This is a genomic window from Variovorax sp. PBL-H6 (assembly GCF_901827155.1).
In the GTDB taxonomy this organism is placed as follows: Bacteria; Pseudomonadota; Gammaproteobacteria; order Burkholderiales; family Burkholderiaceae_C; genus Variovorax.
The window spans coordinates 1,849,473-1,873,542 of sequence record NZ_LR594659.1 but is presented as its reverse complement, the minus strand read 5'-3'; the positions used below and the strand labels follow the sequence as shown (position 1 = coordinate 1,873,542).

22 protein-coding genes are annotated in these 24,070 nt (G+C 66.4%); 10 read left to right on the top strand and 12 right to left on the bottom strand.

Annotated features, from left to right (window positions below):
• Window positions 1-29: 29 nt before the first annotated feature.
• Window positions 30-317 (bottom strand): hypothetical protein, encoded by a 288-nt coding sequence (locus tag G3W89_RS08940; RefSeq protein ID WP_162573746.1) that lies wholly within the window; start codon window positions 315-317, stop codon window positions 30-32.
• Window positions 318-672: 355 nt separating this feature from the next.
• Here G3W89_RS08940 and G3W89_RS33650 point away from each other — a divergent pair, with 355 nt between their 5' ends.
• The 7 genes from G3W89_RS33650 to G3W89_RS08910 all read left to right on the top strand — a co-directional run bounded on the left by G3W89_RS33650 (window position 673) and on the right by G3W89_RS08910 (window position 5,331).
• Window positions 673-942 (top strand): DUF6719 family protein, encoded by a 270-nt coding sequence (locus tag G3W89_RS33650; RefSeq protein ID WP_443083160.1) that lies wholly within the window; start codon window positions 673-675, stop codon window positions 940-942.
• Window positions 900-1,388, top strand: a complete 489-nt coding sequence (locus G3W89_RS08935) for an HPF/RaiA family ribosome-associated protein (protein ID WP_232076426.1) — start codon at window positions 900-902, stop codon at window positions 1,386-1,388. The genes G3W89_RS33650 and G3W89_RS08935 overlap by 43 nt, the downstream gene beginning before the upstream one ends.
• Before the next feature lie 96 nt (window positions 1,389-1,484).
• Entirely contained in the window at window positions 1,485-1,688 is a 204-nt protein-coding gene (locus tag G3W89_RS08930; RefSeq protein ID WP_162573745.1) for a hypothetical protein, read from the top strand.
• Between the two features lie 172 nt (window positions 1,689-1,860).
• The gene (locus G3W89_RS08925) at window positions 1,861-2,568 is read left to right on the top strand and encodes a TetR/AcrR family transcriptional regulator (RefSeq protein WP_162573744.1); all 708 of its coding nucleotides are present in this window, start codon (window positions 1,861-1,863) and stop codon (window positions 2,566-2,568) included.
• Entirely contained in the window at window positions 2,565-4,508 is a 1,944-nt protein-coding gene (locus G3W89_RS08920; RefSeq protein WP_162573743.1) for an alpha/beta fold hydrolase, read from the top strand. The genes G3W89_RS08925 and G3W89_RS08920 overlap by 4 nt, the downstream gene beginning before the upstream one ends.
• The gene (locus G3W89_RS08915; protein WP_162573742.1) at window positions 4,484-4,744 is read left to right on the top strand and encodes a hypothetical protein; all 261 of its coding nucleotides are present in this window, start codon (window positions 4,484-4,486) and stop codon (window positions 4,742-4,744) included. The genes G3W89_RS08920 and G3W89_RS08915 overlap by 25 nt, the downstream gene beginning before the upstream one ends.
• A 74-nt stretch (window positions 4,745-4,818) precedes the next feature.
• Window positions 4,819-5,331, top strand: a complete 513-nt coding sequence (locus tag G3W89_RS08910; protein ID WP_162573741.1) for a methyltransferase family protein — start codon at window positions 4,819-4,821, stop codon at window positions 5,329-5,331.
• Window positions 5,332-5,416: 85 nt separating this feature from the next.
• Here G3W89_RS08910 and G3W89_RS08905 read toward each other — a convergent pair whose 3' ends face one another.
• Complete coding sequence (locus tag G3W89_RS08905; protein WP_162573740.1) at window positions 5,417-5,818, bottom strand: TraR/DksA family transcriptional regulator; 402 nt, start codon at window positions 5,816-5,818, stop codon at window positions 5,417-5,419.
• A gap of 222 nt (window positions 5,819-6,040) precedes the next feature.
• Here G3W89_RS08905 and G3W89_RS08900 point away from each other — a divergent pair, with 222 nt between their 5' ends.
• The 3 genes from G3W89_RS08900 (at window position 6,041) to G3W89_RS08890 (ending at window position 9,163) form a co-directional block, all read left to right on the top strand.
• Window positions 6,041-6,322 carry a hypothetical protein gene (locus tag G3W89_RS08900; RefSeq protein WP_162573739.1) on the top strand — a complete coding sequence of 94 codons (282 nt, stop codon included), beginning with the start codon at window positions 6,041-6,043 and terminating at the stop codon, window positions 6,320-6,322.
• A 1,822-nt stretch (window positions 6,323-8,144) separates the two neighbouring features.
• Window positions 8,145-8,972: a hypothetical protein gene (locus tag G3W89_RS08895; RefSeq protein WP_162573738.1), complete on the top strand. Its 828-nt coding sequence runs from the start codon at window positions 8,145-8,147 to the stop codon at window positions 8,970-8,972.
• On the top strand, window positions 8,969-9,163 hold the full coding sequence (locus G3W89_RS08890; RefSeq protein WP_162573737.1) for an FCD domain-containing protein: 195 nt from the start codon (window positions 8,969-8,971) through the stop codon (window positions 9,161-9,163). Before G3W89_RS08895 ends, G3W89_RS08890 begins: the two co-directional genes overlap by 4 nt.
• A gap of 89 nt (window positions 9,164-9,252) precedes the next feature.
• Here G3W89_RS08890 and G3W89_RS08885 read toward each other — a convergent pair whose 3' ends face one another.
• The 10 genes from G3W89_RS08885 to G3W89_RS08840 form a co-directional block, all read right to left on the bottom strand.
• On the bottom strand, window positions 9,253-10,143 hold the full coding sequence (locus G3W89_RS08885) for a hypothetical protein (protein ID WP_162573736.1): 891 nt from the start codon (window positions 10,141-10,143) through the stop codon (window positions 9,253-9,255).
• A complete protein-coding gene (locus tag G3W89_RS08880; RefSeq protein WP_162573735.1) occupies window positions 10,140-11,660 on the bottom strand; it encodes a GIY-YIG nuclease family protein in 1,521 nt (506 codons plus the stop codon). The genes G3W89_RS08885 and G3W89_RS08880 overlap by 4 nt, the downstream gene beginning before the upstream one ends.
• Before the next feature lie 22 nt (window positions 11,661-11,682).
• Window positions 11,683-12,894, bottom strand: a complete 1,212-nt coding sequence (gene flgL, locus G3W89_RS08875) for a flagellar hook-associated protein FlgL (protein ID WP_162573734.1) — start codon at window positions 12,892-12,894, stop codon at window positions 11,683-11,685.
• Window positions 12,895-12,929: 35 nt separating this feature from the next.
• Window positions 12,930-14,882, bottom strand: coding sequence for a flagellar hook-associated protein FlgK (gene flgK / locus G3W89_RS08870; RefSeq protein ID WP_332107436.1), 1,953 nt, complete (start codon window positions 14,880-14,882; stop codon window positions 12,930-12,932).
• A gap of 116 nt (window positions 14,883-14,998) precedes the next feature.
• Window positions 14,999-16,576 (bottom strand): methyl-accepting chemotaxis protein, encoded by a 1,578-nt coding sequence (locus G3W89_RS08865; protein WP_162573732.1) that lies wholly within the window; start codon window positions 16,574-16,576, stop codon window positions 14,999-15,001.
• A 94-nt stretch (window positions 16,577-16,670) separates the two neighbouring features.
• Window positions 16,671-18,395 (bottom strand): methyl-accepting chemotaxis protein, encoded by a 1,725-nt coding sequence (locus tag G3W89_RS08860; RefSeq protein ID WP_162573731.1) that lies wholly within the window; start codon window positions 18,393-18,395, stop codon window positions 16,671-16,673.
• A 26-nt stretch (window positions 18,396-18,421) separates the two neighbouring features.
• Window positions 18,422-19,987 carry a methyl-accepting chemotaxis protein gene (locus tag G3W89_RS08855; protein WP_162573730.1) on the bottom strand — a complete coding sequence of 522 codons (1,566 nt, stop codon included), beginning with the start codon at window positions 19,985-19,987 and terminating at the stop codon, window positions 18,422-18,424.
• A 16-nt stretch (window positions 19,988-20,003) separates the two neighbouring features.
• The gene (locus G3W89_RS08850) at window positions 20,004-21,755 is read right to left on the bottom strand and encodes a methyl-accepting chemotaxis protein (protein WP_162573729.1); all 1,752 of its coding nucleotides are present in this window, start codon (window positions 21,753-21,755) and stop codon (window positions 20,004-20,006) included.
• 52 nt (window positions 21,756-21,807) lie between these two features.
• Complete coding sequence (locus tag G3W89_RS08845; RefSeq protein WP_232076423.1) at window positions 21,808-22,323, bottom strand: chemotaxis protein CheW; 516 nt, start codon at window positions 22,321-22,323, stop codon at window positions 21,808-21,810.
• A 73-nt stretch (window positions 22,324-22,396) separates the two neighbouring features.
• Window positions 22,397-23,998 (bottom strand): methyl-accepting chemotaxis protein, encoded by a 1,602-nt coding sequence (locus G3W89_RS08840; protein ID WP_162573728.1) that lies wholly within the window; start codon window positions 23,996-23,998, stop codon window positions 22,397-22,399.
• Window positions 23,999-24,070: the final 72 nt, after the last annotated feature.

Genomic DNA, 24,070 nt, shown 5'->3' with positions numbered 1-24,070 from the left:
CGTCGAGCCGGCCTGTGTGCCTGAGCTTCTCAGGCGGCGACGAAGCTGAGCCGCGCCTCGTGCGCGAGCGCATCGCGGACGATGGGCCGGGCATCGTCGTCGACGAAGTCGAAGAGCGCATCGGAAATCTCGTCTTCCTCGAGCCCGAAGAGGATCTCGATGGCATCCTGCTGGGCTTCCGAGAATGTGCCGGCGCGGACCAGCTCGTTGAACTTCGCGGCGGTCTCCTTCGGTGCCAGCTGGCGCAGCTCGAGCAACTCGAGCACCAGCTCGATCTGCGACGGGGTCAGGGGCTGGGGGGCGGCAGAACGCTTCATGACGTGGGATCCTTTCGGTGGAGCTCGGGACTTCTTCCTTTGCTGTGGAATCAGTCTCTGGGCCGATCCTTAAGGGTCGCTGAAGCTTGCGTAAAGAACGATTGCTGGTCGTGAAAACTATGTGAAGGCGTGAGGAAAGTCTCGTGCTGCAGTTGGGGCACAGCAACGAGGCCGCACGCATTCGGCTCTTCACCAAGAGCCAACATCCGAACCGCCAAGCCGTGCTTTCCCATCATGGGGTGACTATCGCGCGAAGGCTCGGCGCCGCCTACACACTCATTCACATACCGGCCTATGCTCGCCGCCATGAACCCCCACACAATCGCAACGTGGTACTCCATCTTCTGGGGGGCTGATGAGGCTACAGTCAATTTCATTGGGCGTTCAATCAGCCCTTTACGTGCTCATGGCCGGCACTGCATGCGCAGCGCCAGCATCCGTGGAAGTGCTCAAGCAAATGCCGCCCAAGGGTAGCGTGCGCCAGGGAGACGTGGTCTACGTCGACGATGGCCGCTGCCCGGCGGGCGAGGTGACAAGGATTACCGGGGGCAACCAGCAGACAGGGGTTGCCCGGCAGGTCGAATGCGTGAAGAGACCTCCTTCGGCCGGGGTGCCGAAGAGCTGACAGTTTGCATACCCGTCTTTGCTCTGTTCGCCTACACCCGAGCCGGGCCGCCGTGCGCAGCTTCTGGGTTTGACTTTCTTCCGGAGGTATACGTGGAAATCCACATCAACACAGGCAACGGCATGGAAAACCGCGAATCGCTCGAGCGGTGGGCGGACCAGGAGATTCGCGAGAGCCTCTCGCGGTACGCGCAAGACATCAGGCGCGCGGAGGTGCACCTGTCCGATGTCAACAGCGACAAGGGCGGAGCGGATGACAAGCGTTGCCTGATCGAGGTGCACCTGCCACAGCACCCGCCCATCGCCGTGTCGCATCAGGCCCCTTCACTGGATGCGGCGTTCCGAGGAGCCGAGCCAAAGGCGCTGCGGGCCCTCGAGAGCGTGCTCGGCAAAGCGAAGAAGCATCGCGACCGCACCACGATCCGCAACGACCCCGAAATCATCTAGCCACCGGAAATGATGTGCCGCAAGCCTCCCGGGCATGCGGTTTGCCCCCCCTTCCGTACTTTCGTCATCTCACCACTTTCATCGGGAGTGAACGCCATGGCACACCCAGACCCCCAGCGGCAAGGCAGCGAGAAGGACCAGCGCCGCCACGCAGGCACGACGAGCGAGGCATCCGACCTCGGGATGCAAGACAAGTCGCAGGGCAAATCCGGCACCGCGTCGACGGAGCGAAAGGCTCCGGACGACCCATCGCGCGCGCCGGAAAGCGGCGACAAGCCCGAAGCGGAAGCGCAAGGCTGAACGCGCGTGCAGCAGCACACGCGAAGGTCTGCGCAGTTTCAAGGGCTGGCGGCATAGGGCGCACCGCCGTCGCCCAGACACGTCTCGAGATCCAGGAGAGCCGAACTCCCGTTTGACACGCACGCATCGACCACCTACAGTTGAACGACTGTTTAAACCAGTTGGTGAATCGATGATGCCTGATGCTGCCGCCCGCCGGTCTCGATCTGTCGCCTCGAAGCTTCACGACGGTGACGCGACGCACACACGGGAGCGCATCCTCGATGCGGCGTTCAGGCGTCTGGTGTCCGAAGGCTACGCAGCGTTGAGCGTGCGCGAGATCGCGAAGGACGCCGGCGTCAACCACGCGTTGATCAACTACCACTTCCGCAGCAAGGACCAGTTGGTCATCGATGTGCTCGATGCCGCCAACCAGCGGCTGCTGGCACGACAAGCATCGATGTACGCGGGCGACGCCGGCTTTGCGCAGAAATGGGCCAGCGCGCGGCGCTTCTACCAGGACGACCTGAAATCGGGATTCGTGCGCTTGCAAGCGGAGCTGTGGGCGGCCAGCCTGTCGAACGCCGGTCTGCGCGAGAAGTTCCTGCCGCGGCTGCTGGCCTGGAAGGAGCTCGTGCTGGGCGCAGTGCGCGAGGCGCTTGCAGGCCTGGAGGCCGACGGCACGAAGCTGCCGCCCCCGTTCACGCCCGAAGTCATTGCCTGCTGGATCTCGGAGTTCTGGCTCGGCATGGAATTCGCCGACCTGCTGGGCGTGAAGGAAGAGCAGGCCCAGCACCGCGCGGCGCTGGATGCCGTGCAGTGGCTGCTCGAATCGCTGGACGCCAAGGCCGCGGCCCGCAACGCCCAAGTGCCCGCGGCGCGCGACCGGAGCCCGCAATGAGCACGGCCGACCGCAAGGGCGGCAAGCTGCCGGAGCGCCTGGCGCGCATCGCAGGCGCGCTGCCCGAGCCGGGTGCGCTGCCGGATGCCGCTTCTTCGCCTTACGAAACCGTGCAGCCGGTACAAGAGGGGTTCATCGAGCGCGATGGCGTCAAGGTCTGGTATGCAACCTGGGGCGAGAGCGGCCCGTGGATCGCATTTGCACCACCGTTCCAGATCGTGCACAGCCAGATGCTCAAGGGCACGGTGCCTTACCTGTCGCGGCACTTCCGCGTCATCACGATCGACGGCCGCGGCAACGGGCGCTCCGACCGGCCGGTCGGGCAGGAGGCCTACAGCTTCGATCACTTCTATGGCGATTTCGTCGCCGTCCTCGATGCGGTGGGCGCCGAACGCGTGGCGCTGGTCGGCATCTCGGCCGCGGCCATGACGGTGCTGCGGCTGGCGGCCGAACAGCCGCAGCGCGTGACGCACCTGGTCACGGCCGGCGGATTTGCCGAGTCGCTGCTGCAAGACCCCAGGCTTGTGCAACGTGTGGCCATGGAAAGCGAGTTGCTGCGCGGCGACTGGCCCGCCTACGTCGACTGGTTCATGGCCACCATCTTCAGCGAAGCGCACTCGACCAAGCCGTACGAAGACGGCGCGCACTACGCCTGGGCCACGCGCACCGATTGGCTGGCCTGGTGCCGAAACGCCTGGCTGGACAACGATGTGCGGGACCTGGCGCGACGCGTGGCCTGCCCCATGCTGGTGATCCATGGCGACGAGGATGGGCGCGTTCCGTACGCCAAAGGCCGGGAGATCCATGCGCTGGTGGCAGGCTCCGAGTTCCTCACCATTGCGGGCGGCGGCCATGTGACGGCGGCACGCGACCCCGTGGTCTTCAACCGCACCTTGCGAGAGTTCATGGGCGGCAGGCGGCGCGAGCGCACCTGGACGCGCGCCATGAAGCGCCCTCGCCGCGCGCTGTTCATCTCCAGCCCCATCGGCCTGGGCCACGTGCAGCGCGACCTGGCCATCGCGCGCGAGCTGCGCAAGCTGCAGCCGGACCTGTCGATCGACTGGTTTACCACCGACCCCGCTGCGAGCTACCTCGAGCGCGAGGGCGAACACCTGCACCCGATCACCCGGCGCCTGGCCAACGAGAGCCGCCACTTCGAACGCGTGGCCGGCGAGCATGACCTGTCGGCCTTCTTTGCGCTGCGCACCATGGACGAGGTCATGAGCCACAACTTCATGACCTTCGTGGACCTGGTGGAGGCCGAGCACTACGACATCGTCATCGGCGACGAGGCGTGGGAGGTGGACTACCACTACCACGAGAACCCGGAGCTCAAGCGCCAACCGTATGTCTTTCTCACCGACTTCGTCGGCTGCCTGCCCATGGAGGAAGGCAACGAGCGCGAAGCCTTGCTGTGCGCCGATCGCAACGCAGACGACATCGAACACGTGGCGCGCTATCCATACCTGCGCGACGCGGCCATCTTCGTCGGCAACCGTGAAGACGTGACCGAGCAGCCCTTCGGGCCCGGCATGCCGGCCATCCGCGACTGGACCGATCGCAACTTCTGCTACTGCGGCTATTGCCTGCCTTTCGATCCGCGTGCACTGGCCGATATCGAACGCTTGCGCGCGCAGCATGGCTACCGCAGCGACGAGAAGATCGCCATTGCAGCGGTGGGCGGCACGTCCACCGGCCGGCACCTGCTGCAGCGCATCGCGCAAGCGTTCCCGCGCATGAAGCGCGAACTGCCCGAACTGCGCCTGATCCTGGTCACGGGCCCCCGGCTGTCCACCGACGAGTTCGAAGCCCAGCCCGGGCTGGAGCTGCGGTCGATGTGCACAACCTTTTCGAGCACCTGGCTTGCTGCGACCTGGCTCTGGTGCAGGGCGGGCTGTCGACCACGATGGAACTGGTGGCCACGCGCCGCCCCTTCCTGAGCTTTCCGCTCCAGCGCCATTTCGAACAGTGCGTGCACGTGCGCCAGCGCCTGGCCAACTACGCCGCCGACCGATCGATGGACTACGCGGCAACGCTGGACCCGGACGCCCTCGCCCGGCGTGCGCTTGCCGCGATGCATGAGCCTGTGCGCTACCGCCCGGTAGAAACCGACGGAGCCACGCGGGCCGCCGTGCGCATTGCCCAAGTGCTCGAGAACCGCGGGTGGGCACGATGAAGCCGCGCAAGCCGCACGGCTGCGAAGTGCCGTAGCGCCCGCGGCGGCGGACCCACAGCGGGCCAATTCTTTCGATGGAGCGCAGCACCTTCGTGCTGGCAGCGAGCGCGGCGCTGGCCCTGCTGCTGTGGCAGTGGCGGCCCATTGCCGAACCTGTCATCTGGAGGGTCGACGATCCCGTTGCGCGCATCGCCTTGCAAGGCGTGTTCTGGATGGGCTGGGGCGTGCTCCTCATCAGCACCTTCCTCATCAACCACTTCGAGCTCTTCGGCTTGCGGCAGGTGTGGGCGAACCTGCGTGGACACGCGCTGCCGGCGGCGGACTTTCGCACGCCGCTGTTCTACCGCCATGTGCGGCACCCGATCTATGTCGGCTTCATCCTGGCCTTCTGGGCGGCGCCGACCCTGACGGCGGGCCACCTGCTGTTTGCCGCGGCTTCTACCGGCTACATCCTGATCGGCATCTGGTTCGAGGAGCGCGACTTCGTCGAACAGTTCGGCCAGCGCTACCAGGCGTACCGGCAGCAGGTCGGCATGTTGTTGCCCCGGTTCGGCGCGCGCGGCCGCAAGAGCCCCGGCCAGCCTTGACCGGGTGTGCGCGCAGTGGCGGTCAGCGCAGCGTTGTGCCTGGCGCCTGCCTCTGCAGCGCGCTTGCCGTGCGTCTTGCCTGCGTCTAGAGGGCGGGCGGGATTCGCACCCCGATCGGATTCGCCGCTTCGTACGCCTCCTGGCAGCTCACGCAGCGGTCGCTGAAGGGCAGGACTTCCAGGCGCTCAACGGGAATGTCCGCCCCGCAGTCGACGCAGCTACCGTAGGTGCCGAGGTCCATTCGCTCGCGCGCATCCGCGATCTGGCGCAGTTCCATCTGGTCACGCTCCTTCTCCGCATGGCGCACTGCGCCGCGGATCAGCTCCTCGCCCTGCTCGCCGAGGTCTCCGACGTTATGAGGTGCGGCGCGGCTGGGCGCTTCCTCGGCTTCTTCGTTCATGCCTCTCACCTGCGCGCCGAGTTCAGCCTCGCGGGCGTCCAACCTGGCTCGAAGGATGTCGAGCTCTTCGCTGCTCAATCCAGTCATCTGGGATCTCCCTGTGCTATGGGCAAATGGGCTAAATGGGGCAATCCGGGTGCCGGGGCGGCCAAGGAGCCCTGCCCGGCGACCTGTCCCAGACCCATTTCGCCTCCCGGATGGGGCCTGCCCGGAGGTGGTCTGTTTCGTGCTGGTGAGCTTCCCCTGCGCAACTTGGATCAGCCCCCGAAAAGGGCGCAACCCAAAAGCCGGTCAATGGAGATGAATCACATGAGCAATAGCCCGACACTCAGGGATCCGAAGTCGGACCTGCCCTTCTCGTTCACCTATCGCGGTTTCGAGTTCTTCTGCAGCGTGGAGCCGATGGAAAGCGGTATTTTTCGGCCGGTCGTGGTTCTGCGCAGCGGCCCCTACGGCGTGCCGGACTCGACACTGCCGGCAGACACGGATGAAGTGGGCTATGCAACGAAGCAGGAGGCACTTCGGCATGCAGAACAGCAGGCGATGCGATGGGTGCACGACCGCACCGGCACTGGCCAGACCCAGTTCTGACGCAAACGATGCGGCAATTTCTGCCGGCAGTCTCGTCCAGGGGCACGACCTTCAAGAAGGCAGGACGCCCGCGCGGGACATCAACTTCAGACCCTGTCTGACAAGAAACCGGGCTTGGCTATACGACAAGAGCACTACTTGTGTGAATGTTTCCCACGCAGCGGCCTTGATCGGAGAAGAAGAATGTCACGGTTAGCCAATCGCCTGAAGAGATCAGCCGCATGGCGCAAGTGCCGGTCAACACCCGCGCCTCGGCACGCGAGCGCATCCAGCGAGGACGCCTGCGCCAGGAAAGAACGAGAGCGCATCGATCTCGCCACGGCGGCTCGCGCGAGGCGAGCGGTTCAGTCGCGCATCGTCGATGCGTTCCGAAGCCATGTGCACGGCGCCGGAGCCGGCCCCACGGACGAGGATCTCCAGGCGTTTGCCAAGCTGGCGGTTGCAGAGCAGCGGCTTAGGCGCCGGCTCTCCGTGAACAAGTCGGTTGACAAGGAGAGCCGCCGTGAACTCTAGCTGCAAGCCATGACCGAGGCGGCCCGCCAACCTCGGTCGGACATGAGCGAGCCCGTGAAGGGCGCGCCGACCTTGGCTCGGGTGGCCGAAGTCGCAGCGAACGAGCCGCGGGAAGCGTTGAAACCAGGGGCAGCCACAGCCCCGGCCCAGCCCAATTGGACAGACTGGGAGGCACCAGGACCGGCGATTCAGCCGCAGCACCTGACCCGCGTCTGCAGCCAGTGCCAGACCCTCAACAGGGACACGGCTCGGTATTGCCGGCATTGCGCCGCGAAGCTTCTGCCGACCGGCGGCGAATCGACCGAGGCGCGCACGCATGACACGCCTGTGCACCAGGGATCGGCCGGGTCGCTGGATTCATGGCCCCCGGTGCGCGCCCAGCGCGGGAGCAAGACGCCGCGGCGCGTGTTGGGAGTTCCGGTGCCCACGGGCGTCGATGTGTCGATCGTGTGGCTGTTGATCATCCTGGCGCTGCTGCATGTCGCCTTCGTGATCTGGTATCTCGGCCGTCCAGCCAGGCAGGGCCCTCCACTCACCGGTCCGGCCTCGATCGCCACGAGCCCGAGTGCGCCACCGGAGCGAATGGACGCAGCGGCGGTGCCGCCGCCGGCCGAGCCTGCGCCTTCGACGACGCAAGCCCAGAGCGAACCCGCGCCGACGACCAACGAAGCCAGGATAGAACCCGCGCCGACGACGAATGAAGCCAGGGTAGAACCCGCGCCTTTGCCGACTCAAGAAGCCCAGCTGGCGCCAGCACCGACAGCGCCTGCTGCACAGGACGAAGTCAGCCCGCCTGAGCACGCCACTGCTGCCGTGACAGAACCGATGCGTGCGGCACCCGCGCGCAATTTCACCCGATCCGGCGCTGCAGGCGGCCTTGCGCGGACCGACAGGCTTGCAAAATTCTCCGAGCGCTCCAGGGTCGCCGAGGAACCCAGAGCGACCGAAGCACGGAAGGTCGCTGCGCCTGCAAGAACGGACGAAGTCAAGGCGAACGAAGCTCCCAAGGGCAATGCTTCACCGGCTTCGGCCCAGCCGTCGCTGGTTCCCCCCGGGACGCCCCCCCGCGCGAGCGAGCCGCGTTCCATTCCGATGCAGAGCACCCCCTACCAGACCGCTGCACGCAGGCCGCCGGTGGCTCCTTTGCCTTGTGACAGGTACAACCCGTTCGGCGAAGCACCATGCGTGAACCCTGCGCCAGCGACCCGGGTGGCACAACCACGCGGGCCGGTGACTGACCCACGTTCGACGGGTACTGGTGCGCCGTCCAAAGGCGCTGGGAATCGCGGCCTCAGTTGGCTCTTTGCCGGTGGCGACGGGTCTGGCGGCGGCGGTCCTGGTGGTGGTGCTGCCGGCGGAGGCGCCGGCGCCGGCGGTGCTGGTGCTGGTGCTGGTGCTGGTGCTGGTGCTGGTGGTGGCGCCGGCGGTGCTGGTGCTGGCGCCGGAGGTGCTGGTGCTGGCGCCGGAGGTGCTGGTGGTGGCGCCGGGGGTGCTGGTGGTGGCGCCGGCGGCGGCGGCGCTGGCGCTGGCGCTGGTGGTGCTGGCGGCGGAGGTCCTGGTGGCGGCGCAGGTGGTGGTGCCGGCGGCGGAGGTCCTGGTGGCGGCGCAGGTGGTGGGTCCGGTGGTGGGGGCGCCGGCGGTGGTGCTGGCGGTGCTGGTGGTGGCGCTGGCGCTGGCGGCGGCGGTGCTGGCGCCGGCGGTGGCGGGGGCCCTGGTGGCGGCGCGGGCGCTGGCGCCGGCGGCGGCGGTTCTGGTGGAGGCGCTGGCGGGGGCGCTGGTGGCGGCGGTGGCGGTGGCCCGGGCGGTGGTGGCCCTGGTGGCGGCCCCGGCGGTGGTGGCGGCCCTGGCGGTGGCGGCCCCGGCGGTGGTGGCGGCCCTGGCGGCGGCGGCGGCCCTGGCGGTGGCGGCCCTGGCGGTGGCGGGCCCGGCGGCGGTGGCGGGCCTGGCGGCGGTGGCGGTCCTGGCGGCGGCGGGCCCGGCGGTGGTGGCGGCCCTGGCGGCGGCGGGCCCGGCGGCGGTGGCGGTCCTGGCGGCGGCGGGCCCGGCGGTGGTGGCGGCCCTGGCGGTGGCGGCGGCCCTGGGAGGTGAGCAGCACCTTCGGGTTCACCGCGCCACCCGCTCGGGGTCTACGCCATGATCGGCACGGTCCGGCTCGAGTCGCAGTGGGGCGAGATGAAGCGCCGCACGTTGACCGACGAGGCCAAGGCCAAGGTGTTCGACGAGCACATAAGAATCGTCGAGGCCGTGCGCAACCGTGACGCGGCTGGCGCTCGCCGCGAAATGCAGCACCATCTCGACGAGATCAAGAAAAACATGTTCGGCGCATGAGCCGTACTGCGTCCATGACGGCGCAGTGATCGAATTTCATGTGGCGGGCACGACAGATCGGGCCATCGATCGGCCTGCTCTATTGACGCTCAGCCCTGGCCGAGGTGGTTCAACAGCGCAGCCACGGCAAATCCAAGCGCGAGGAGCGGCAAGACCTGCCGGATGAGCATGGCTTTCATCGACCGCATCTGTCGAGCGGATTCTTCAAGCCTGGCCAGCCTGCCTTCAAGTTCGCGAACCTGCTCTTTCAGGTTTGCGGCATCGGACTCCGATCGAGCGAATTGCTCGCGCAGCGCGGCATCGTGGTCGTCCTTGTCCAGCTGCCACTGACCGATTTCGTCGACACGCTGCTTCAGCGCCGTGGAACCCGCCTCCACACGGGCAAGTTCCCGGACCGATTCCGCGCGGCTGTTGTCCACTTCGAACAGCCATTGCTCGTGCGCCCGCAGGCGATGTTCGTGGCTTTCCACCAGCTCTTGCTGACGGATCTGTTCTTCGATCTGCTGCCGCAGTTCGCCCAGGAATTCAAGCGCTGCAACCTTCTGGTTGCTGTCCAGGGTGCGGGTGTCTCCCTCGATGTTGGCGATCTTGTCGACCAGCGCGCCGTTGAAGGCCTGGAGCAGCCGGTTCTTTTGTGTTTGAACCTTGAGCACGACGCGCACCACCCGTTGCGTGAGGGCGATGCCCTGGCTCAATGCCATCACCTGCAAGGTCAGTTCCTTGTCAGTCGAGCCGTCGAAAGTGTCCTTGACTGCCTCCCACCATCCACGGTCCTGCAACTTCTTCTCGAGTTTTCCGACCTTCTCGCTCGTTTCCTGACTCTTCTTCAAAGCTTCGTTGACGTCGTGCAGCGCTGCTTCCAGATCGGCCTTGAAATCCGAGACTTCCTGTTTCTCGGAATCCAGAAGCACCAGTTGATGTGCGGGCACAGGCACAGGCACAAGAGCGGATTCAACCGCATTCACGGCAAAGGTCGTCATGCCTGCGAGCGTTTGGAAAGAAGGGTGTGGACGTCCAGCGGCTGGATGCTCCGGTGCAGCGACAGCGTGGCGGTATGCGCACGCATCTGGTCCATGACCTCCATCGTGGACGCAACATAGTCGCGCAGGTCGGCCATCATTTCCAGCTCCTTTTCCGCGTTTCGGACGAGCTGCTCGCACGCAGCGCGCGCGGCCTCCATGGAGTCCAGAAAGCCCTGCTTGAATGCCACGATCGCATCGATGATCCTGGTGACGATTTTCTGCAATGCATAGCTGGACAAGCCAAAGCCTATCGCCACGACGGCGCACGAAACGTAAGGCGCGAACGGGCCGAGCATCCCGAGATGGCTCTCGATCACCGGCTCCAGCGCATCCCACACCACGAGCGATCCACTGACGATGACCGTCTCGCTGATCTTGCGCACCAGTTCCTCGCGCGACATGGTGTTGGCGCCGCGGTAGAGATTCCACGCACCGTTCCCGATGTCGAAGAGGTTGCGCGCCAGGTTGTAGACCTGTCCGATCGCCTTGGAGAGCGCGTTGACGATGAACTCCACCAGTCCCCGCAGCAGCTTCAGCGGATCGTCGAGCACCCCCTGCAAGACGGCAAACACCTTGGTGAGAAGCCGCTTGACCCGAGCAGCGATCTTGGCCTTGCCTCCTGCGAAGATGTCGATGAGCTCGTCCTTCACCGCCTTGATGGCGGCGGTCGTCAGTTGCTGGAACACGTCATGGCCAACGTTCTTGAGCGCCTCGCCGGCTGCGCCCTTCACCAGCGATGCCGTGGTGCCGGAGGCGTCCTTGAGCTTCTTGGCCTCCTGGTTGCTTCGCGAGCCCTGCTCCGTCAGCAGCTCTTCCCTTTTATTCTTGAGCATGCCCGCGTCGAGCGCATTGCTCTCGCGGATCAGATGGGCCTCCAGTGCCGCAGCTGACTCCTTCGAATCCATCTTGATGAATTTGACGGTGCAGCCGTTCTCGAACTCGTCTGCCAGCTTGTAGCGCTCGCCACTGGGGCGCTGCCCTTGCCGGTACTCGTTGAAATGGCCGGCATGCCACCGCTGGCGCATGTTCTCGCTGTCGCCGATGTAGACCGGCTTGCCCGTGCGGTCGTCATGAACGACATAGACACCGGGCGTGCTCGGCATGATGTTGTCGAAGCCATCGGGCCGTTGTCCGCCCGTGATCTTGAACTCGCCGTCGAACCGGAGGGTGGCGATCGAGGAAATGCCCGCACTCAGGCTCTTCTGAACCAGCTCTTTCCAGGCCTGGCCGCGATTGGCCACCTGCATCACGGACTCCGCCGACGCCGCTTTGAAGGCCTCCTTGCCTTCCGCGGCATAGTCGGTGCTCTTCGCGTTCGGCTTGGCATTGTTCTTGTTGCGAAAGCCCGCGACCAGCTTGCGCGTCATGTTGTCGATCGCCTTGTCGACGATCTGGTCAGCCAGCGGCGGCAGGGTCTTGAGCGCGTGTGCCATCGCAGGAGCGGCGGCGTCGGCACTTGCTGTGTTGTCAGTCATCGGGTGAGCCTGCGGCGCTCCTTCAGAGATAGTTGAACAGCGAGATCCCATGCAGCCGCGCAAAGGTCTGCTGCGTCGCCTGCAGCGAGGTCTGCCGCTGCAGAAACTCCGAAATGGCCGCAGCCGGGTCGAGGTCCTGCAGGTCGGACAGATAGCTCTTGTCGATCAGGTCGCGCGAGGCGCCCGCGTCGTCGAGGGCATCGATCTCGTTCATGCGCGAGCCAACCGAAGATCGGATGGTCAGCACGTTGTCATGCGCGTTGGTGATCTTCACGTTGGCAGTGGAGAGCGCGTTCTGCAGCTTGGCCTGCGCCGCCGCGCCGCCGGCCGCCAGCGGCTGGCGCAAGGCGCTGATCACATCGCCGATGGCGGCGAAGACGTCCGTACCCGCGTTCTTCGCGGTGGCGACCCGGAAGCTGTCGCCGTCCGCCGGCGTGCCGCTCATGCTCAGCTGAACGCCGCCGAAGGCGATCGGCGTCCCGGGCGTGTAGGGGCCGGTGGCCGCCACCACGGGCGGGGTGTCGCTGGTCGTCACCGTGTAGTTGCCGCCGGCGAAGCTGATGTTGAAGTCCTTGCCGTAGAGCGGGGACGAGGCATCGGTCACGCCGATACCCCCGAACACGCCCGAGCCGGTGTTGGCCGCGCTCGCGCTTGCGACGTAGCCCGCACTGCCCTGCACCGACTGGAAGACGCTGCGGCCATCGTCGGCGGCGGACATCTGCCGTGCGACATCGACCTGGACCAATCGCTGTCCCTGGTCGCCCATGTACTGCACGCCACCTCCGGCCTGCGCAACGAAAGGCGGGTTGGCGCTCTTGTAGCCGGCGAAGAGGAACTGTCCGTTGCCGTCGTCGGCATTGGCCACGTTCACCAACTGGTCGAGATTGCTCTGCATCGCGGTGGCCAGCGAGGCGCGGTCGGCATCGGACAGGGTGCCGTTGCCCGCCTGCACCACCATGGTCTTGACGTTCTGCAGGATCTCGGTGGCGGACTTCAGCGCGTCTTCTTCGCGCGACAGCGACAAGGTCGCGCGGCCGCGGCTGGCTGCGTACTGCGAAGACTGCGCGAGCGTGTCGGAGACGCCCAGCGCGCGCGCCGCTGCCACCGGGTCGTCGGCCGGCGTCAGGAACTTGCTCTCGGCGGCGAGTTGCTGCTGGATCCGGAACAGCTGCTGCTGCTGCGAACCGATGTCGTTCATGCTCCGAGCGTAGAAGGATTGGGTGCTGATGCGCATCGCGACTCCTGAAAAGGGCTGGGCCTGCGGCCTGGTTAGTGGCTGATGCCGAGGATGGCGTCGAACATGGTCGAGGCGGTCTGGATCACCTTGGCATTCGCCTGGTACATCTGCTGGTACATCAACAGGTTGGCGGTTTCCTCGTCCTGGTTCACGCCCGATATCGAATCGCGGCTGGCGCGGATCTGCTCCGTCACGCTGGTCTGCGTCTTCTCGGCCGTGCGAATCTCCATGGTCCGGTTACCCACCGCGCTCACCAGCTGCGCGAAGGCGCTGCCGAAGGTGGAAGTGCCGCCATCCATGACAGTCTTCTTCTGCAGCGCGCCAAGCAGCAGCGCATTGCTGCCATCGGAGACGCCACCGCTGTTGTTCTTGATGGTGAAGGTATCGCCGTTGGCGGGCGCGCCCGTCATCTTGACGGTGATCCCGCCGAAGCTCATCGACGCGCCGGCCGTGTAGGGCACAGGGTCGCCGGCGGCATAGACGTTCGACGTCCCGTCGGCCAAGGTCACGGTCACCGCCGAACCCGCCGGAAAGCCCGTCAGCTCGCCGGTGGCGGCGTCGAAGTTCAGCGTGACCGGCGCTGCCAGCGGCGCGGCCAGGTAGCCGGCGTCGACCGTGGGAGCGCCCAGCGCGCCGGTGCCCTGGTTGCCGGCGGTGTTGCCTGCGATCAGCGGCGACGCCGCGGCAACCTTGGCGGGGTCGAGCACCAGCACGTCGACATCGCGTGCGCCGGTGCGCGTGGGCTGCACCAGGAAGCGGTCGCCGGCCTGGGCCGTGCCGCTGTCGACGCTGAGGCTCACTCCGTCGAAGCTGATCGGGAACCCGGTGAAGGTGCCGATCACCTGCTTGTCGGTGAGGCGGGTGACCGAGTAGTTGAGCACGCCCGCGACGTCCTTCACCTCCACCGAGTAGTCGCTGATGCTGAGCTGCGAGGCGTCGGTGATGCTGGCACCGAGCACCATGTCGCCGTTGTTGTGCGCGTTGGTGAACACGCCGGGCGCGGCCTGCGAGAAGAAGTCGGTGCCCAGCACGCCGTTGAGGTCGACTCCCAGCTTGTGCTGGTCGTTGAAGGTGCCGGTGAGGGCCATGGCCAGGCGGCCGATGGCGTTCTGCGAGGTGCTGAGGGTCTCGTTTCGAAAGGCCATCAGCCCGCCGACGGAGCCACCGCTGAACACGCTGTCGGCGAGCTCCGTGGCCGTGCCGTTGATGCCCACCAGCGACAGTGCCGTGCGGGTCGGGTCCGCCGCCGAGGGGCCGGCCTTGAGCGACATCGCCTGGTCGCCCAGCACCAGCGACTGGCCGTTGCCGATGAAGACGTTGTACTTGCCGCCGTCCTGCTCCAGCACCTTCACGTCCACCAGCTTGCCCAGTTGGTTGACCAGCTGGTCGCGCTGGTCCAGCAGGTCGTTGGGCGGCTGGCCGCCGGCCACGGCGCTCATCTGGCCGATCTGGTGGTTGAGGGTGGCGATCTGCTTGGCGTAGGTGTTGATCTCGCCCACGCTGCCCTGGATCTGCTCGTTGACCGAGGTGTTGAGGTCGCTGAGGTACTGGTCGGTCGCGCGAAACTTGTTCGCCAGCGCTTGCGCGGCGCTGATGAGCTGCTGTCGCGCCGCCGGGTCGGCCGGCGTGTTGGCCACGCCCTGCACGCCGGCGAAGAAGCCCTGCATCAGCGGCGACAGGCCGGAGGTCTTGTCGGCCAGCAGCGAGTCGATGCGGCTGATCTGCGCGTTGTAGCTGGCAAGCGCGGCACCCGAGGCCTCGGCGCCGTTCAGCTGCGAGTTGAGGTAGGTGTCGTAGCTGCGTGCCACCGTGCTGACGCGGGCGCCCGTGCCGACGAAGCCCGACGCCAGGCCGACGGCGCCGTTGCTGGCGATCATCGAGGTCTGGCGGCTGTAGCCGGCCGTGTAGACGTTGGCGGTGTTGTGGGCCGTGGTCATGAGCGCGCTGCGGGCCACGCTCAGGCCGGTCAGGCCGGTATAGAACATCGACATTGCTTTACCTGTAGGGAGATCTGTTCCGAGGGCGCGGCGCGGCGGCCGGCCCGTTTCCTGTTTATCGGCAGCGGCGGGCGAAGTTGAAGGCGCGCCCTGGCGGCCTCAGCTCATTCAGCGAGCCTGAACACGCTGACGGCCTGCACCAGGCTGCCGGCCTGTTCCTGCATCGACTGGGCGGCGGCAGCGGCTTCTTCCACCAGCGCCGCGTTCTGCTGCGTCACTTGGTCCATCTGCGTGATCGCCTGGTTGATCTGCTCGATGCCTTGCGTCTGCTCATGGCTCGCCGCGCTGATCTCGCCCACGATGTCGGTCACGCGGCGGATGCTGCCCACGATCTCTTCCATCGTCTTGCCGGCCTCGCCCACCAGCGCAGTGCCCGCATCGACCTTGCCTACCGAGTCGTCGATCAGGCCCTTGATTTCCTTGGCCGCTGCGGCAGAGCGCTGCGCGAGGTTGCGCACTTCGGATGCGACCACCGCGAAGCCGCGGCCCTGTTCACCGGCGCGTGCCGCCTCCACCGCCGCGTTGAGCGCCAGGATGTTGGTCTGGAACGCGATGCCGTCGATGACGCCGATGATGTCCACGATCTTCTTGGACGATGCGTGGATCGAGGCCATGGTGTCCACCACCTGCCCGACCACGCTGCCGCCCTTGACCGCCACTTCGGAAGCCGACAGCGCGAGCTGATTCGCCTGCCGCGCGTTGTCCGCGTTCTGCTTGACGGTGGAGGTCAGCTCTTCCATCGAAGCGGCCGTCTGCTGCAGCGAACTGGCCTGCTCCTCGGTGCGCGACGAGAGGTCCTGGTTGCCGGAGGCGATCTCGCCCGATGCCGTGGCGATGGCGTCGCTCGAATGCTTGATCCTGACCACCACGTCGGTCAGCTGGTCCTGCATCTGCTTGATCGAGTGCAGCACGCTGCCTTGGCCGGCCGCGTGCGCCGCCACGCCCACCGTGAGATCGCCATCCGCGATGCGGCCCACCACGTCGGCCGCATAGGCCGGCTCGCCGCCGAGCTGGCGCGACAGCAGGCGGGCCACCACCACGCCCAGGCCCACGCTGGCAACCAGGCCCATCAGGGCCATGGCCAACAACAGCAGACGCGAGGTCTTGAAGGTGCCCTCGGCACCCTCCATGCTCGCCTTGGCCATGCCATCGGCATGCTTCACCATCTGTTCGAGCACGTCCTCGACGGCACGTGAATCCTTCAGCAGCTGGGTGCTTTCCTCGGCCACGCGGCCGTCGAACTGCGAGCTGTCGAGCGACTGCTTCGAGATCAGCTCGATGAACTCGCCCATGCGCTTGCGCAACGGCTGCACCAGTGCCTCGTAGCGCTCGTTGAGCTTGGTGCCCGCATCGCTCTCGAGCAGCACCGGCTTGATCTGGGCCATGCGCTCGCCCAACGCGGTGCCGGCCTTCTTGAGCTCGGCAATGCCTGCATTGCGCTCGCCCTTCGTGGAGGCCGACAGCAGGCTCATCTGCGCGCGGCTGGCATACAGCAGGTGGATGTTGGCCGACTGCGCCGCCTCGAGCGTGCGCATCTCATGGTTGTAGAGGCTTCCGGTCGATGCGCTGATCCGGCTCATCTGAAAGATGCCGAGTGCGCTGACCGCTGCGCCGAGCGCCGCGACCACCAGGAAGGCGAGGATCAGCTTGACGCCGACACGAAGCTTTTGGAACCACTGCATTTTTCTTTTCCTTCATGCGGGCCCATGAACTCGGGCCGGACCCATGGTTTATCGGCGGGCAGCGCAGGAAGTTGAGCGCTGCCGGTTCATCGGGCTAGAACTCTGTCCAGTCCCCAGCCGGTGCCGCGCTTGCAGCCTGTGGGAGCGCCTTGGGCGCCGCCTTGGCTGGCGCGGGTGCCGGGCCCTTGATGGCCGGCGCGACGCGTTTCGCCGGCAAGGGTGCACGGCTCTTGCTCTGCACCTGTGCCAGCACCACGGCCGCCGCCTCGTCATGGCCCAGCTTGAACACACTCACTGCCTCGACCAGGCTGGAGGCCTGCTCCTGCATGGATTGCGCCGCGGCCGAGGCCTCTTCCACCAGCGCCGCGTTCTGCTGCGTCACCTGGTCCATCTGGCTGATGGCCTGGTTGACCTGCTCGATGCCCTGGGTCTGCTCCTGGCTGGCGGAGGTGATCTCGCCCATGATGTCGGTCACGCGCTTGACGCTGTCGACGATCTCTTCCATGGTGCGGCCCGCCTCGGCCACCTGCCTGCTGCCCTCCTCGACCTTGTCCACCGAGTCGTCGATCAGGGCCTTGATCTCCTTCGCGGCAGCCGCCGAGCGCTGTGCGAGGTTGCGCACTTCGGAAGCGACCACCGCGAAGCCGCGGCCCTGCTCGCCGGCACGCGCGGCTTCCACCGCGGCATTGAGCGCAAGGATGTTGGTCTGGAAGGCGATGCCGTCGATCACGCCGATGATGTCGACGATCTTCCTGGACGAGGCATTGATCGAGCCCATGGTGCCCACCACCTGCGAGACCACGCTGCCGCCCTTCACCGCCACCTCGGAGGCCGAGAGCGCGAGCTGATTCGCCTGCCGCGCGTTGTCCGCGTTCTGCTTGACGGTGGAGGTCAACTCTTCCATCGAGGCCGCGGTCTCTTCCAGCGAGCTGGCCTGCTCCTCGGTTCGCGCGGAGAGGTCGTGGTTGCCCGCCGCGATCTGGCCCGATGCAGTGGCGATGGTGTCGGTGCCGGCGCGCACCTGGCCCACCACGCGCGCCAGGCTTTCGTTCATGTTCTTGAGCGCGTGCATGAGCTGCCCGGTCTCGTCGCGCGACTGCACCTCGATGCGCGCGCCGAGATCGCCGCTCGCCACCGTCTCGGCGACCTTCACCGCCTTGCTCAGCGGCCGCGTGATGCTGCGTGCGATCAGGAAGGCGCAGAGCCCGCCCGCCAGCAGCGTCAGCACGTTCATCGCGATGCGCAGGTTGAAGCTGCTCGCATTCGCCGCGTCGATCGCGCGGCTCATGTCGTCGATGGCCTTGCGCTCCATCCCCAGCAGTCCCAGCACCTGGCTCTCGTAGGCCTGGGCGGCGGGCTGGAAGACTTCCTTGAACACGCGCTCGGTCTCGGCCGCGTCGCCGCCGGCCTTGGCCTTCTGCACGGCATCCTTGGCCAACTGGTACTTGGCCCGCAGGTCGACGATGGACTTGAAGGTGGCCTTCTCGCCGTCGGTCACCAGCAGCGCCTCGACCTTGGCCATCGTCTCGGCGCCCTTCTTCACACTGTCGGAGATGACGTCTGCGAAGGTGACCGGCAGCGTCGCGTCGGTCGTCTTGGCAATCATGGCGGTGCGCGCGATGGCCGAGTACGTCAGCACGTACCAATCGGAGATCAACCGCTCCTTGGCCAGCGGGCTCGCCATCATCTGGCGCATGGCCTCGGCGTTCTTGTTGGCGCTGATCAGCGCAAAGACGGCGGAAGCCAGGGTCAGGGCCAACACCAGGCCGAAGCCCAGCGCCAGGCGCGTTCCGATACGGAGATTCGATAGAGACTTCATGATGAGATTCCTGTTGGGGGATAGATTCAGCCGAGGCTCGGCTCCGTGGTCTTCAGCCTGAACACGCTGACGGCCTGTACCAGGCTGCCGGCCTGTTCCTGCATCGACTGGGCGGCGGCAGCGGCTTCTTCCACCAGCGCCGCGTTCTGCTGCGTCACCTGGTCCATCTGCGTGATCGCCTGGTTGATCTGCTCGATGCCTTGCGTCTGCTCATGGCTCGCCGCGCTGATCTCGCCCACGATGTCGGTCACGCGGCGGATGCTGCCCACGATCTCTTCCATCGTCTTGCCGGCCTCGCCCACCAGCGCAGTGCCCGCATCGACCTTGCCCACCGAGTCGTCGATCAGGCCCTTGATTTCCTTGGCCGCTGCGGCAGAGCGCTGCGCGAGGTTGCGCACTTCGGATGCGACCACCGCGAAGCCGCGGCCCTGTTCACCGGCGCGTGCCGCCTCTACTGCCGCGTTGAGCGCGAGGATGTTGGTCTGGAAGGCGATGCCGTCGATGACGCCGATGATGTCCACGATCTTCTTGGACGACGCATGGATCGAGGCCATGGTGTCCACCACCTGCCCGACCACGCTGCCGCCCTTGACCGCCACTTCGGAGGCCGACAGCGCAAGTTGATTCGCCTGCCGCGCGTTGTCGGCGTTCTGCTTGACGGTGGAGGTCAGCTCTTCCATCGAAGCGGCCGTCTGCTGCAGTGAACTGGCCTGCTCCTCGGTGCGCGACGAGAGGTCCTGGTTGCCCGAGGCGATCTGCCCCGAGGCGGTGGCGATGGTGTCGGTGCCGATGCGCACCTCGCCCACCACCTGCGCCAGGCTCGCGTTCATGTTGCGCAGTGCGTTCATGAGCTGGCCAGTCTCGTCGCGAGAGTCCACTTCGATGCGGGCGCTGAGATCGCCGCTCGCCACTGTCTCCGCGACCTTGACGGCTTCGCCGAGCGGCCGGGTGATGCTGCGCGCAGTCAGCCATGCGCACAGCACGCCGAGCACCAGCGCCACCGCCGACAGCACGATCATCAGCATGCGACCGCTCTGGTGGTCCTTCGTGATGCCGGCCGTGGTCGCATCGATCTGCTCGCGCTCGTGGGCCGCAATCCGGGCCACGGCCTCTTCATAGACACTGAGCGCCGCGGCGAAGCGGGTGTCCGCGAGCTGGTTGGCACCCGCTGCATCGCCGGCGGCCTTGAGCTTGACGATCTCGGCCAGGACCTCCAGGACGATCTTGCGCGCATCCGCCACCTGGCCGTAGAGCTTCTTCTCCTCCGGCGCGCTCAGCAGTTCCTCCAGCTTCTTCTGCACCGGGTTGATGCGTTGCGAGGTCTCGAGCCGCGCCTTGGCGAAATGCGCTTCGGTCGCGGGCTCGGTGGCCTTCGCCATCGCGAAGGTCTGCACGATGGCCGTGCCCAGCAGCTTGGCCCATTCGCTCGCCAGCCGCTCCTTGACCATGGCGCCTTGCACCATGCGGTCCGTCGCGTTGCCCACGCTCTGCAGGCGCAGCACTCCGACAGCCGATATGGCGGCCAGCAACAGCAGCACTGTCGCGAAGCCGAAGCCCAGGCGCGTGCCGATTTTCAGATCCTTGAGACTCACGGTACGTCTCCTCGATTCAGAATTCGGTCCAGTCGCCGCCCGCTGCAGCGCCCGCCTTGCCCAGCTGCAGCACGGGCTCGCTCTTCCCGACCGGCTTCGAGAGGGCCTTGGCCGCCATCGCCCGCGGTGCCGCCTTGAGCACCGGCGCGGATGGCTTCTGCGCCATCACCTTTGTTGCCCTCTGGGCTGCAGCGGCCACCACTGCGGGCTCTTGCCCCCGGGCGTCCAGCCGGAACACGCGCACCGACTCGACCAGGCCCGCGGCCTGCTCCTGCATGGCCTGCGCGGCGGCGGACGCTTCCTCGACCAGCGCCGCGTTCTGCTGCGTCACCTGGTCCATCTGCGTGATCGCCTGGTTGATCTGCTCGATGCCCTGCGTCTGCTCGTGGCTGGCCGAGGTGATCTCGCCCATGATGTCGGTCACGCGCTTGACGCTGGCAACGATCTCGTCCATGGTCTTGCCGGCCTCGCCGACCAGCGCAGTGCCCGCATCCACCTTGCCCACCGAGTCGTCGATGAGGCCCTTGATCTCCTTGGCTGCTGCCGCCGAGCGCTGCGCGAGGTTGCGCACTTCAGAGGCCACCACCGCGAAGCCCCTGCCCTGCTCGCCAGCGCGGGCCGCCTCCACCGCCGCGTTGAGCGCCAGGATGTTGGTCTGGAAGGCAATGCCATCGATCACCGCGATGATGTCCACGATCTTCCTGGAAGAGGCATTGATGGAACCCATCGTGTCCACCACCTGGCCGACCACGTCGCCACCCCTGACCGCCACCGCCGAGGCCGACAACGCCAGTTGATTCGCCTGACGCGCGTTGTCGGCGTTCTGCTTGACGGTGGTGGTCAGCTCCTCCATCGAGGCGGCCGTCTGCTCCAGGGAGCTGGCCTGCTCCTCCGTGCGGGAGGACAGGTCCTGGTTGCCCACCGCGATCTGGCCCGAAGCCGTGGCGATGGTGTCGGTGCCCGTGCGCACCTGGCCGACGATCTTCACCAGGCTCTCGTTCATGTTCTTCAGGGCCTGCATCAGCTGACCCGTCTCGTCCGTGCTGCGTGGCTCGATGCGGCTCGTCAGGTCGCCGGCTGCAACCGACTGCGCGACCTGGACTGCCTCACCCAGCGGGCGGGAGACGATGCGGGCAATCCACAGCGCGAAGCCCAGGCCCAGCACGATGCAGCCCGCCAGAACGGCGAGGATCCACATCCGTCCTTGCGCGTAGATCGCATCCGCCGTGGCGCTGGCCTGGTTGCCACCCTCGACGTTGAGCGCCACCAGCTGGTCGATGGTCGTGTTCAGTTCCGTGCTCACACGCAGCGAATCGCCTCGCAGCAGGGCCACGGCCTCGTCGTTCCTCTGCGCGCGCGACAGCGCGACCAGCTTCTCGTGCTCCTGTGCGTATTGGCCGGTGGTATCGGCGAGCTTCTGGTACAGCGCCTTCTCGGCAGGCTCGCTGATGAGCTGCGAATAACGCTCGCGTGTCGTTCGCATGCCGTCCCACACCGAGGTCATCGTCTTCTCGTAACGTGCCATGTCGTCCGCAGTGGTGGACATGATGTGCTGCATCTCCACGGAGCGGTAGCGAGCCGAGAGGGCCTTGAGGTCCAGGAGCGCTTGCGCCGAAGGCATCCAGTTGGTCGAGATCTCGGTCGACATCCGGTTCACCTTCGCCAGCTGAACGACGGCGAAGATGCCGAGGAAAGCCGTCAGTGCAAGAACGGCGGCAAAGGAAATGAGGAGCTTGCTCGCAAGCTTGAGGTTGTAGAACGCTTTCATGATTTTCTCGCGGAGCCGTGGGCCTCTGTGGGCTTCCAGCAGCTCAGGCAGCTCAGGCGGCGATCCTTTCCACCAGGCCCATTTCATCGCTCGACATCAAGCGGTCGATGTCCACCAGGATCAGCATCCGCTCTTCGAGCGTTCCAAGGCCGATCAGGTAGTCCGTGTCCAGCGCAGCGCCCATCTCCGGCGCCGGCTTGATCTGCTCCGGGCTCAGCGTGATCACGTCCGACACGCTGTCCACCACCATCCCCACCACGCGACCGCCGATGTTCAGCACGATCACCACCGTGAACTGGTCGTAGGTCGGCGTGCCCAGTGCGAACTTGATGCGCATGTCGATGATCGGAACGATGATCCCGCGCAGGTTCACCACCCCCTTGATGAACTCCGGCGCGTTCGCGATGCGCGTGACCGCGTCGTAGCCGCGCAGCTCCTGCACCTTCTGGATATCGATGCCGTATTCCTCTTCGCCCAGCGTGAAGGCCAGGAACTCCAGCGGGCGGCCGCCGGAGGCGAGGGAAGCCACCGAGCCGTGCGCGGCCTGGTGGGCGGATTCATGGGTCATGTTCAGCATGTTCTGGTCTCTCTGAAGAAATTCGCGGGTTCGGTGGCTTGCCGGCCGGCGGCGCGGTGCTCGATCAGTTATCGGCAGTTGCGCGCCAGTCTTGAGGCTCACGCTCAAAAACAAGTGCGCACGCGCGCTCTTCGAGCTTGAAAACGCTCACCGCCTCGACCAGGCTGCCGGCCTGTTCCTGCATCGACTGCGCCGCGGCAGCGGCTTCTTCCACCAGCGCCGCGTTCTGCTGCGTCACCTGGTCCATCTGCGTGATCGCCTGGTTGATCTGCTCGATGCCTTGCGTCTGCTCATGGCTCGCCGCGCTGATCTCGCCCACGATGTCGGTCACGCGGCGGATGCTGCCCACGATCTCTTCCATCGTCTTGCCGGCCTCGCCCACCAGCGCAGTGCCTGCATCGACCTTGCCCACCGAGTCGTCGATCAGGCCCTTGATCTCCTTGGCCGCTGCCGCCGAGCGCTGGGCCAGGTTGCGGACCTCGGAAGCGACCACTGCAAAGCCCCTGCCCTGCTCGCCGGCGCGTGCGGCTTCCACCGCAGCGTTGAGCGCCAGGATGTTGGTCTGGAACGCGATGCCGTCGATGACGCCGATGATGTCCACGATCTTCTTGGACGACGCATGGATCGAGGCCATGGTGTCCACCACCTGCCCGACCACGCTGCCGCCCTTGACCGCCACTTCGGAGGCCGACAGCGCGAGCTGATTCGCCTGCCGCGCGTTGTCGGCGTTCTGCTTGACCGTGGAGGTCAGCTCTTCCATCGAAGCGGCCGTCTGCTGCAGCGAACTGGCCTGCTCCTCGGTGCGCGACGAGAGGTCCTGGTTGCCCGAGGCGATCTGCCCCGAGGCGGTGGCAATGGTGTCGGTGCCGTTGCGCACCTCGCCCACCACGCGGGCCAGGTTGGCATTCATGCCCTGGAGCGCCTGCATGAGCAGGCCGGTCTCGTCGCTCGACTTCACCACCACCTCGCTGCGCAGGTCGCCGGCGGCCACGGTCTGCGCCACCTGCACCGCCTCGTTGAGCGGGCCTGTGATGCTGCGCGTCAGCAGCCAGGCCAGCACCGCGCCCAGCGCCAGCGCGACCAGGGCCAGCACGATCACGTTCATGCGCCCCGAGCGATAGAGCGCGTCGACGGAACCGGCGGCGAGGTCGATGCGGGCGGCCTGGTGCGTCAGCATGCTGCGGATGCTGGCGTCGTAGGCGTCGAGCATCGGGATCAGCTTCTCGTTGGTGATCCGGGCCGCCTCGTCCTGCCGGCCTTCGGCCTTGAGCTTCAGGATGTCGTTGCGAAGGCCCACGTATTCACCGCGCCGTTTCTTGATGTCGGCGCTGATCGCCTGCTCCTCGGGCGTGTCCAGCAGCGTCTCCAGCTTTTTCTGGGTCTCGGAGATGAGCGCGCTGGTCTTGGTGATGTTCTTCTGCAGGAACTCCTGCACCTCCGCGTCGTTGCTCTTGAGCAGCGAGAAGGTACGAATGCTGTTGTTGCTGGTGTTCTGCAGCCAGGTAGCGGCCAGGCGCTCCTTCACCAGCGATCGCTGCACCATCTCCTGCATGGCCTCGCCCACGCCCTGCAGGCGCAACACGCCGATGCCCGCGACGATGGCCAGCAATGCCAGCACCATCGCGAAGCCGATGCCCAGGCGCACGCCGATCTTCCAGTTCTTCATCTCACTATCCTCCTTGTCCTGCAAAAAACTCGGCCGGCAAAGCCAGGCCCGCTGGTGTTGGCCCCGGTGAGG